The organism is Streptomyces sp. NPDC043870 (assembly GCF_056435785.1).
The window spans coordinates 1-6,038 of sequence record NZ_JBWKDT010000100.1; the positions used below are offsets into that span (position 1 = coordinate 1).

General features: G+C 63.8%; 5 protein-coding genes and 6 pseudogenes. 5 read left to right on the plus strand and 6 right to left on the minus strand.

Annotated elements, in window-relative coordinates; all coding sequences use genetic code 11:
- Positions 1–111 precede the first annotated feature (111 nt).
- Both AC0699_RS39050 and AC0699_RS39055 read left to right on the plus strand, forming a co-directional pair.
- Positions 112–417, plus strand: a complete 306-nt coding sequence (locus AC0699_RS39050; RefSeq protein ID WP_478671234.1) for a DDE-type integrase/transposase/recombinase — start codon at positions 112–114, stop codon at positions 415–417.
- A pseudogene (locus AC0699_RS39055) lies at positions 324–629 on the plus strand (integrase core domain-containing protein); the annotation flags it as partial. The gene AC0699_RS39050 and the pseudogene AC0699_RS39055, both read left to right, overlap by 94 nt.
- Positions 630–653: 24 nt before the next feature.
- Here the strand turns inward: AC0699_RS39055 and AC0699_RS39060 are convergent.
- From AC0699_RS39060 to AC0699_RS39080, 5 genes and pseudogenes are all read right to left on the minus strand, one after another.
- Positions 654–978 (minus strand): annotated as a pseudogene (locus tag AC0699_RS39060) (multinuclear nonheme iron-dependent oxidase).
- Between the two features lie 486 nt (positions 979–1,464).
- Positions 1,465–1,675 (minus strand): annotated as a pseudogene (locus AC0699_RS39065) (transposase); the annotation flags it as partial.
- A gap of 64 nt (positions 1,676–1,739) precedes the next feature.
- Positions 1,740–2,559 (minus strand): annotated as a pseudogene (locus AC0699_RS39070) (transposase family protein).
- A gap of 115 nt (positions 2,560–2,674) precedes the next feature.
- Entirely contained in the window at positions 2,675–3,709 is a 1,035-nt protein-coding gene (locus AC0699_RS39075) for a PP2C family protein-serine/threonine phosphatase (RefSeq protein ID WP_478671222.1), read from the minus strand.
- Between the two features lie 178 nt (positions 3,710–3,887).
- Complete coding sequence (locus AC0699_RS39080) at positions 3,888–4,298, minus strand: ATP-binding protein (protein WP_478671226.1); 411 nt, start codon at positions 4,296–4,298, stop codon at positions 3,888–3,890.
- Positions 4,299–4,549: 251 nt separating this feature from the next.
- Here AC0699_RS39080 and AC0699_RS39085 point away from each other — a divergent pair.
- The 3 genes and pseudogenes from AC0699_RS39085 to AC0699_RS39095 form a co-directional block, all read left to right on the plus strand.
- Positions 4,550–4,903: pseudogene (locus AC0699_RS39085) on the plus strand (MFS transporter); the annotation flags it as partial.
- A 71-nt stretch (positions 4,904–4,974) separates the two neighbouring features.
- A pseudogene (locus tag AC0699_RS39090) lies at positions 4,975–5,145 on the plus strand (Fpg/Nei family DNA glycosylase); the annotation flags it as partial.
- Between the two features lie 23 nt (positions 5,146–5,168).
- Complete coding sequence (locus AC0699_RS39095; RefSeq protein ID WP_478671238.1) at positions 5,169–5,294, plus strand: hypothetical protein; 126 nt, start codon at positions 5,169–5,171, stop codon at positions 5,292–5,294.
- A 398-nt stretch (positions 5,295–5,692) separates the two neighbouring features.
- Here AC0699_RS39095 and AC0699_RS39100 read toward each other — a convergent pair.
- A partial coding sequence (locus tag AC0699_RS39100; protein ID WP_478671231.1) for a zf-HC2 domain-containing protein occupies positions 5,693–6,038 on the minus strand: 346 nt, incomplete at its 5' end.

Genomic DNA, 6,038 nt, shown 5'->3' on the forward strand with positions numbered 1-6,038 from the left:
GGGGCGGTCCGCGGCAAGAGGGTCATAACGACGATCCAGGACCAGGCGGCCGAGCGGGCACCGGACCTCCTTGACCGCGACTTTGTGGCTCCGGCCCCGAACCGGTGCTGGGTGGCCGACTTCACGCACATCGCGGCCTGGGCCGGCACCGTCTATGTCGCCTTCGTCGTCGACACCTTCTCCCGCCGCATCGTCGGCTGGTCCGCTGCCACCAGCAGGAGACCCAACTGGTGCTGGACGCTTTGGAGATGGGGCTGTGGCAACGCGACCACGAGGGCCACGGCCATCTCGCCGGTGAGCTGGTACATCACTCCGATGCCAAGCAATACACGTCCTTCAAGCTCGCCGAGCACCTGGATGCGGCGGGCATCGCAGCATCCATCGGTTCGGTCGGCGATGCCTATGACAATGCCCTGATGGAATCGACGATCGGCCTGTTCAAAACCGAGCTGATCAAGCCCCGGCGGCCCTGGAGGACTCTCTCCGAGGTCGAGTTGGCCACCGCCGAGTGGGTCGACTGGTTCAACCACCGCCGCCTGCACGGTGAGATCGGCCACGTCCCGCCCGCAGAATACGAAGCCGCCTACTACCAGCAGAACGCAAATCTCCAGGTCACAGTCACAGCCTAGAGTCTCGATCAAACCCGGAACGGTTCAGCGGCCCACTTCACGGGCCACTTCCGTGGCCCGAGGCAAGGGAGCGAGGGTGCCGAGCGCCACACCGCTCACTCGGGTGAAACACAAGTGGTCACTAAACCAAGGAGCTTGGACATCGGCGAGAGAGTTCCACGCCGTGCGGCACGATCGGGAAGCGCTGCCGCAGCTCGGACAGCGTCTCGCGCTGGTCAGCCGGCGCGAAAAGGTAGCGTTCGGTGAGGACCTCGAGCCAGTCGATCCGGTCGGCGTGATCCCGAACGGCTGCAGCCAGCTCCGGACGGTAGCCAAGACCGGAGCCCAGGGAAGGAAGTCCGGAGGGCATTCTCGTCTCCCGTTTCAAACGATGGGCTTGGCAGGAGCGGCGCGGCGTGACTGCGGGCTGCCGCGCGGGCGCTGCCTCATGTCCGCTGCGCCGCCCTTAACGCTAAGAGCCCTGCGCGTGCAACGTGGTCGCGTGTTTGGCTGACCCATGGGGCGAACGACTATTCCCCTGATCGGTGAGCTCTCTCACATGGCAGGTACAAGCCGAACTCGTCACCGACGACCTTGGCCGCGGCAATACGTCCCCGCGACGGTCTCGCCGGGGCAGTTATCTCTTTCACGGTGGCCACTGATCGGGTGACGAGTGCTCGAACTGGCTTGTGGCGGCGATAAGGGGGGGCATGCGGAGCACCGGACGGATGTCCGATGAAGACCTGGGTGATGAACCACGCAGGAGAGCGGCACCATCCGGTGTCCTCACGGCCACCACCACCGTGGTGACGCTCCGTGGGCGTCGAGCGGATGGCTACGGTGGACCTGCCATTGAGTCGGCGAACAGTCGGCCAGGCCGGTGACGCGGACGCCCTCGAACTCCGAGGATGCGGTATCGCGTCCAGCAGCGGCATCAACTGTGTGACGTCGTGGCAGTTTCCGCTGGTCAGCGACACTGCGAGCGGGGTTCCGTGCCGGTCGGTGATCAGGTGGTGCTTGCTGCCCGGACGCGTGCGGTCGACCGGCGAAGGTCCAGTGTGAGCCCCCCTTTGAGAGCCCTGTCATACGAGGGGCTCACCACATCCCGCAGAACAACGTAGGGAACCCTTTTCATCCTCTGTTTTCGCAGATGAGGAGGGTGTGGACGGCGGCGATGATGCGGCTGATGCGGTTTGTCGAGCAGCGAGCTCGGCGAAGGACGCGCCACTGTTCGAGTTGGGCGAAAGCGCGCTCGCCTGGGGCGCGCAGGCGAGCGTGGTCGCGGTTGTATTGCTGGTAGTGGGCGGGCTGGTCGTAGTGGCGGTAGTAGGGGGTGCGAACGGTGGCGCCGGCGCCTTGGTGGGCGCGGTCGGTCAGGACGAGGATCTGCCCGGGTGAGGCAGGCCTGGAATGCTGTGAGCACGGGTCGCGGTCAGATCATGAGTCCGGCCCGGCAGTGCGCGTGAGAACCAGAGGGGTGTGCCGTCTGGGGGGCGATGGCCTGCACGTTCATGCCGTGCTTCTTGTGTTTCTGGGAGTAGTACGGCTCGTCTGCGGCGATACGGCCGGTGGAGATCAGGGTGCCGTCGACGACGATGAAGTCTCCCTCGCCCAGGTCGACGAGCGCCTCATGCAGGCCCGGTGCCCTTGCGGCCAGGACGTCAGTGGCCTCGGTGGCATACCGCCAGGCAGTCGTGGTGGAGATGCCAAAGCCGACGGCAAGGTCGGTCAGTGTCTCGTTCTTACGCAGGTGGGCCAGGGTCAGCAGAGCTTGCTTGAAGCAACCGAGCCGTATCCAGGGCGAGTTCAGTTCACGCCTTCGGGCGTAGATGAGCCAGGCGACATGCTCAGCCAGCTCGTACGGAACATCAAGTGTGGCAGGATCGGAACCAACGAGGCCCCCGGCCGTCGGCGTGTTGAGTGGAACGTCCAACGACGGGGGCTTCGCCATGTCACCGCACCTGACCAGTACGTTTCACCCTCACAGCACAGGGTGAAAAGGGTTCAGTAACCGTGACTTCAGTACTTCATCAAACGACAATCCGGGACCATTTAATGCTAAATAGTCACGGTCGATGCATGGCTATGGCGGCTATGTCATCCTCGATTTTGTGGCCCTTTGAGACGTCCGTCAAGAGATCATCTAGCAAATCTTCGGGACCTGATGAGAGTTTCTTCCCGAGGTGATTGACTGGATCATAGAAAGCGCCGCACGAATCCCGTGCTTCAGTGACTCCATCAGTGAGCGCAACAAAAGTGGAACCGGGCGGGAAGGCGGTATCGTACACTTCGGGCTCGCTGAGTTGGAACTCTCCCAGCCCAAGTGGCAGACCGGGCTCTTGTGCTTCCACTATATGCACTCCACCTCCAATGATGAGTAGCGGGGAAACGTGCCCTCTATGCACCATTCTAATACGCCATCTTCGAATATCGATTTCCCCGAAAATGGCAGTGGCAAAGGATTCCAGACTGTCACCCTCGTTGTGCGTCCTGCTGCGCTTGAACGCTCTTTCGGTTCGGCTTACTACTTCCATAATTTCTTTTTCCTCAGCGGCGGCTCGAAAACTTCCAAGAAGATTCACCACCTCTGCCGCGGCCCTTATTCCCTTACCTTGAACGTCGCCGATTACGAATCTCACCCCGAAAGGGGTATTGACGATAGAATAGAAATCCCCCCCAAGGGGCGTGTCGCTGGTTGCTGCTATATATCTCGCGGCAATCTTCAGTTCCCCAATACGCCTGGGTGGGGGAGGTTGGACGCTGCAGACAAGGCTTTCGGCGAAATTCTGCGTAACTTGCAGAGATCGGCGCTGGCGCACCATCACATGCCTCACGCTCGCAACAAGCAACACCATGGTCGCACAGCTTATAAGATCTACGGTCGTGGCAAGGTTCAGCCCTGGGCCATGAAACTCGAAAAGTAGGAAAGCTGTGAGGACTGCAGCAAACCCGTATATCAGCGTTACTTTCCAGCTGTGGAGTGCGGCGAAGCCGACTGCCGCCGTTGTGAGAATGGGTATAACGCTGATCGCCGGGGGTGCCAATAGATCGACTGCGACAGCAGCTAGAATCATGGCAATAGGGAAAAATATTCCCAGCATTCTCCTCCGTGTTGCCAGGTCATTTCCCACCACTCGCTTCGCGGATGCAGAGATTCGGAGCGGCCAATTTTTGCTGAATTGAATCAATCTCGCGGTCATTTTCATGGCTATTTCTTGATCGGTTGATCATGTGCTGTGGCGCGTGGAGATCTGATGGGATGCGCCCGTCGCCCGCTCTTCAGGCCGGGCTGGTGGGGAACTCGGACCAGACGATCTTGCCTGAGGGTCCGTGGCTCTCGTATCCCCAGGCGGTGGCCAGGGTGTCGATGATCAGCATTCCGCGTCCGCCGGTGTCCCCATCCGTTGCGCTGCGCACACGCGGAGCGGTAAGTGGTTCGCTGTCCTCGACCTCAATGCGGATATGGGCGTCGTCCGCATCGATGCGGACCTGAAATGCACCACGGTGGCTGATGGCATGCGTTCCGTGGTTGACGGCGTTGGAGGCCAGCTCGGACACGCAGAGGCGGACGTCATCGGCGCGGCCGGTCAGATGCCAGGCCTCTAGGGTCTGCTCGATGAACGTTCGGGCGGCACCGATGGACTGGGGGATGGCGGTGAAGGACTGCTCTGCGTGGTCATGCCTGTACATTCGAGATCACATCCGGTCGCAGCCGTCGAAGCTTGGGTGCTTGGAGGCGAAATGCGTAGTCGATGGGTGCCTGGATATGTGCAGTTGGTCCAGGGCTTGCTGCCCGTCTGTCGACCAGTAACCCACGTGGGGGACACGCTCCGCCTCATCACAACGGTGGAGGCTGAGGATGAGCACGATGTAGGCGTTCTGTGGCCCGAAGGACGACGCTTACGACCTGGCCCGCGATTGGTCGGGGGTGGGGCCGTGTCGTGACGGGGGCCGCGCGGGTTCTTCATGGCGATGTGCTGGGGTGGCGCAGGGTGTTCCTGCTCGGAATGCTCTGTTTCGGTGCGGGCTCGGCGCTGTGCGCCGTCGCCCCCGACGGGTCCTTCCTGGTGGCCGCCCGTGGGGTGCAGGGGCTGGGCATCGCTCTGGCCGTGCCCCTCGCGCTGGCGAACCTGACGGCCGCGCTGCCGGAGCACAGGGTCGGATGGGCGATCGGCGTCCAGACCGCGGTGACGACCTTCTTCGGGATCGCCGTTCCGCTCGCGATCGCCCTGCTGGTGGAGTACGCGAGCTGGCGGTGGGCCTTCGCCGCGACCGTCCCCGTCACCGCACTCGTCGTCGTGCTGGCCCGCCGGTGCTTGGAGGAGACCCACGGGCCGGCCGGGACGAAACGGCTCGCCGTCCTCTCGTGCGCGATCCGGCGGACGTCCCCGGCGTCGCCCGGCTCGGACCCGATCCGCTCGCCGACGGCTTCGGCAGGGACTTGTTCGCGCACTCCTCTCCGGCGAGCGCCGCCAGATCAAGGGATGCACTGCGCGGCCAGAGCCTCATCGCGGGGATCGGCAACGCCTACAGCGACGAGATCCTGCACGCAGCGCGGATGTGTACAAACTCGCCTCGAAGCTCACTGACGAGGAGGTCACCGCCTCGTCGTTGCAGTACTGCCCCACCTGCCAGACGGGTGGCAGGCCGCTCGCGGACCGCCGGATGTCCCGGCTGCTCAAGTAAGCCCTCACCGTGGGGCCTTACGTCAATTGCCAGGCGTCACCGGCCGAGGGACACCAGGTGCTCTCCCTTCATGGTGCGGACCTCGAAGTGGCCGATCTCCTCGCGCCAGCAGCGCCGTGGCCGCCTCTATGTCGAGCGGCCTCTCAGCCCTCGGCGAGCCGGGCACGCCGTATCCGGCACTCGGCACCGACCAGCTCGTGACCTGGTACTCTCTGCCGACCGCGAACGAGCTCACAGGTCCGCGGACCGTGAAGCCGAGCGACCCGCAGCCACCGACGTGCCCGAGGCCGAGGACCGCAGGTCGACTGCGCCGTACACCGGTTGCCCCGTCCGTCGCGGCGATCCGTTCGGGACCGATGCCCGCCCGGTCCCGCAGACCCAGCGCGGGCAGCGCAACGTCAGCGTCCGTGCCAGCTCTGCTCCGTGACCTCGTCGAGCAGGCGGTCCAGAAACCCCGAGGACGGCGGCGTCGCCGGCATGCCGGAGCCGCCGAGGTCCGCCAGCGCTGACGTGACTGGTGTGAAGTCGAGGAGGCGGACGGCACACTGCACGCACTCCGCCAGATGCTCCTCGAAGCGGAACACGTCGGCAGGGTCGAGGACGCCCAGGGCATAGGCGGCCACATCCTGATGCTGGTCGCGCAGATAAGTAACCCGCTGCTGTTCAGCTGCGAGCCCCTGAAGCGTCCGCATCGCGGACCGAAGTACCGTCTGGGTAGCTGCCTCGGCCTCAGCGTATGCCTGC

Bases quoted from the DNA above. Each gene is read 5' to 3' on its own strand.
- AC0699_RS39075 (WP_478671222.1), bottom strand. From the start codon at position 3,709: ATGCTGGGAATATTTTTCCCTATTGCCATGATTCTAGCTGCTGTCGCA.
- AC0699_RS39080 (WP_478671226.1), bottom strand. From the start codon at position 4,298: ATGTACAGGCATGACCACGCAGAGCAGTCCTTCACCGCCATCCCCCAG.